Source organism: Glutamicibacter sp. GQ173 (genome assembly GCF_059759215.1).
The window spans coordinates 1-3,895 of the sequence record NZ_JCAXDT010000016.1 but is presented as its reverse complement, the minus strand read 5'-3'; the positions used below and the strand labels follow the sequence as shown (position 1 = coordinate 3,895).

At 52.2% G+C, this 3,895-nt stretch carries 2 protein-coding genes and 3 tRNA genes; 4 read left to right on the top strand and 1 reads right to left on the bottom strand.

The window, feature by feature from the left end; genetic code table 11:
• Nucleotides 1-273 precede the first annotated feature (273 nt).
• The 4 genes from AC6CHO_RS17160 to AC6CHO_RS17145 all read left to right on the top strand — a co-directional run bounded on the left by AC6CHO_RS17160 (nt 274) and on the right by AC6CHO_RS17145 (nt 2,301).
• The gene (locus AC6CHO_RS17160; protein ID WP_498216696.1) at nt 274-1,650 is read left to right on the top strand and encodes an FAD-binding oxidoreductase; all 1,377 of its coding nucleotides are present in this window, start codon (nt 274-276) and stop codon (nt 1,648-1,650) included.
• A gap of 104 nt (nt 1,651-1,754) precedes the next feature.
• A tRNA-Pro gene (locus tag AC6CHO_RS17155) sits at nt 1,755-1,831 on the top strand.
• Nucleotides 1,832-2,108: 277 nt separating this feature from the next.
• Nucleotides 2,109-2,180 (top strand) — tRNA-Gln (locus AC6CHO_RS17150).
• 48 nt (nt 2,181-2,228) lie between these two features.
• Nucleotides 2,229-2,301: transfer RNA gene (locus AC6CHO_RS17145), tRNA-Glu, on the top strand.
• A 1,257-nt stretch (nt 2,302-3,558) separates the two neighbouring features.
• Here the strand turns inward: AC6CHO_RS17145 and AC6CHO_RS17140 are convergent.
• The coding region (locus tag AC6CHO_RS17140) for a hypothetical protein (RefSeq protein ID WP_498216695.1) at nt 3,559-3,895 on the bottom strand (337 nt) is incomplete at its 5' end.

The following is a 3,895-nucleotide window of genomic DNA, read 5'->3' as shown; positions in this document are numbered from 1 at the left end:
ATATGTGGTTTGGGCCCTGACACGATCGTGTGTTGGGGCCCTTACTTGTTTAACCAGCTAAACAGGTTGGTGCTGGGCTGGCTTGTTGGTTGGTGTTGGTTGGTGTTGGTTGGTGGGGGTTCGGGTGGGTGCCTGGCCCCCCTTTTTTCCTGTTTAAAGAGCTTTGGATGCTGACCGGGGACCGCGCGGAAAGCGGTCATGAACTTTCGATGGCACTTCTTTGGTCGTAGTGTCTAAAGTAAGTTCGGATTCCTAGCGACCGTGGAGACAAAGGTGTCTAGTAAACAAGTGTCTTTTCTTGAAAATCTTAAGAAGGTTCTTCCTGATGAATCGGTAGTCCAGGAGGAATTCGTTTTATCGGAAAATTCTAGGGACTTCGGACAGTTATCCGAGATGCCGATTAATCCCATTGCAGTCGTCTTTCCTACAGAAGCGCAACAGGTCCAGCAGCTTATGCAACTGGCTACCGAATTTGGAATGCCGGTGATTAGCCGTGGGGCCGGCACAGGTGTATCTGGCGGTGTCCATGTCTTAGGTGAAGCCGTCATTCTCAATCTGAGCAGGATGAACCGGATCCTCGATATCCGCCCCGATGATGAAATTGCTGTTGTCGAGCCTGGGGTCATTAATCACGACCTCAATGTGGCAGTTGCCAAATTTGGTTTGATGTATGCCCCCGATCCGGCAAGCTACAAGATGTCCACCCTAGGCGGCAACGTCGCTACGAATGCGGGTGGTCTACGCTGCGCCAAGTATGGTGTTACGCGCGAATCAGTTCTGTCACTGGATGTTGTCCTTGCTGACGGGCGCCTGATACGCGTTGGCAAGAATACCTTCAAGGGTGTAGCCGGCTACGACCTAACAGCACTATTCACGGGATCCGAGGGAACCTTGGGCGTTGTAGTGCGAGCCGTGCTTCGATTGCGTTACTTGCCTGTAGACGAACGTGACGTCTCTTTGCTTTTCCCTTCACTCGAAGAAGCGGTTCACGGTGTGCAGCTCATTGCAAAAGCCAGGATCCAGCCAGCGATTCTGGAGCTGATCGACCACGCGACCATTCAGGTCTTGGACAAACAGTATTCAACCAATCTCTCTGCGTCAGGTGGAGCCATGTTGTTGGCCAGGCTAGACGGATATGGAGCAGCTCGTGAAGAGGAAGCCATCCGCGAGGTATTTGCTGGTAGCAATGTCGTACTCAGCTCGGCAGGAAGCAGCGAGGCTAGTCAACTCATCGAAATGCGACGCACCAGCAGGGGAGACACCAAAGATGATGCCTATCGGACCGGTGAAGACGTAGCAATTCCGAAGAGCAAAATGGTCGAGTACGTTCACCGGCTGCAGGCGGCTGCAAGGCAAGAGCGAGTCGACTTGCGAATGATCTCCCATGTTGGCGACGGCAATTTGCATCCCACATTTTCTGTAGAACCTGGCGACGTTGGCGATCCGCTGGCCCGATTGCACCGCGCTGTTGAGAGTTCCGTGCGCATTGCTTTGGAACTGGGAGGAACGATTACGGGTGAGCACGGTGTTGGCCTGATCAAAAAGGACTGGTTGCCATGGGAACAATCGGCAGATGTGCTGCAGCTTCAACGCAGCATCAAGTCGCTACTGGATCCATTGAATATCCTGAACCCGGGTAAAGCTATATAGCTGCAACGCTGTTGGCCGGTGCCGGTCCTTGGCCCTACCGGTCTATCGGAAAAGGATTATGTGATCAGAATGCTCAGGGTGTAGAGTAAAAACGTTCTTGATCACGGGATATGGCGCAGCTTGGTAGCGCGCGTCGTTCGGGACGACGAGGTCGCAGGTTCAAATCCTGTTATCCCGACCAATAACGATTAAGAGGGGCCCAGTTCAACTGGGTCCCTTTTTCTTATTCTTGAGCCGATCAGGATTGACCCGAGGGAAATCCCTAGGCCCGATATTGGCTCCAGATATCGCGAACATCGCGCATCTTTGCCTTTCAGATGAGTAACGAGCCGTAGATCACTCGAGGATGGCGTCTTTGGATGTGCGTTCAGGGAACTTTTTAGGTATAGTTATATCTCGTGCTAAGGCATTCATTGCTGATCGGATATCTGATCAAGCAAATGAATAGCAAGTCATATTGGGATATGGTGTAATTGGCAACACAACGGTTTCTGGTTCCGTCATTCTAGGTTCGAGTCCTGGTATCCCAGCGCTTCACCAAAGCAATTTGGTGAGCTGAAGATTTATCTTCAGCATACGGCCCCATCGTATAGCGGCCTAGTACTCCGCCCTCTCACGGCGGCAACACGGGTTCGAATCCCGTTGGGGTCACAAATATCGCGGAACTTCGGTTCCGCGATTTTTTTATGCCCAAACATTTTCCGTGAATAGCCATTGGCCCGAATCCTGTTCTCGTGTCTCCAACGCTGTACGCCTGTAGACATAAAGGATCCCTGGGCCGGAAACCTCGGTTGGCTGCATGGCAGCTAGCAAAGAATATTGCGCCGCGGTGGGCACGCTAATCGTAGAATCCATCCAACATCTGCGACGGATGAGGAAATCTGGGATTTGCCGACCCCAGGCACTCTTTGGGGTGTACAGCCGTGCCAACCATTTCTGTCTACATACTTGTGTGGCCAATCAGCGCTGGAAAGTATTTAGGGAATGCATTGCTAACCAGATAGGCGGATCCACCGCATGGAGCCTGAGCTGGTGCAGTGAGTCTTCACGGGAAGCCCGCTATTAGCGAGCCTCGAGCTCGTCGCAAGCCGATGGAGACGACGTTTATAAGAAGCGCTAGTAGGAATCTTCGAATCTTACGAGCACAGTGGCGTTACAACATCCCAGGTGCGAACTCAGGTGGGCCACAAACTGTCGAACAGCATCCAGAGGTGTTTTGACTGCGATCTGTATACGTACGGGAAAGCTGGAACCGGGAACACCCAATTCTTACCTCCTTGCAAAACGCTATGTGCTCTACTTCGAGAAACGGAATGCCCTGGTCATCATTCACCGCAGAGTTTTCCATGCATCCGAATCCTGGAACGGCAGGACCTGCTGAACTGGTTTCGAGTGATAAGCGCAGGCGTCTTTGCGGCTCTTATATGTTCACTTCGTGTAGCGCAGTTATCGAATGATGTTTCAGGCGGTCCCGTTTACGTTTCTGGACCAAGCTGTGATCCAAATATGTGAATCGAGGAGAGGCCAATTCCAGCGCGAAGTCTACGAGGACAAGGTTGGTGGCGGATTAGGCTGTGCTGTTTCGGACAGCTAACAACGCCAAGTTGTGTGAGGAGCACCCCGGACCAACTTCCTGCCTGAATTTGATTGTCCATATATGAGTGGGTGGGGATTGATCGATTGCCATCTTGTCATCGTTGCAAGTGCTTCCAGTGCAGCGGTCAATCCGAGGCGACTGACAGCGACGCACTCCATGGCCATGCATGGGTAAGAGCGAGGTAGCTCAACAGCGCCCGGTGAATGGCGGAGTCGCAGTCGGCCTCGAAACTGGAAAACGAAAACAAGCGACAGCAGCAATGACTCGTTCCCGCTCTCGTGGCAAGCCGAAGTCACTCAACGACGGAGAATCTAGCAAGGAGTTCGGAAGGCACCCCGGGTGTAGTGGCTGTGGTTGTAGGTTCCTGTGTTGGCTGCCAGAGTGCAGCAACGAATTTCGTGGGTACCGGAACGTGCATGGGCGCCAGGGTCGTCACGACCGATGACCATCAAGCCTGCTTTAGGAGTGGAAACTGCAGGTGTAACCACAGTCACCTCTAAAAGCACCGATCCGATTTGTAACTGTCCGAAAACCTGTGTATAGTTTTTATCTGTCGCCGCAACGAGGTCAGCTTGAAGCTGATACCAAATCCGGTGACAATCACTCAGAAAAAGCTCAAATAATTTTGAGCGAAATAAATATCTGAGA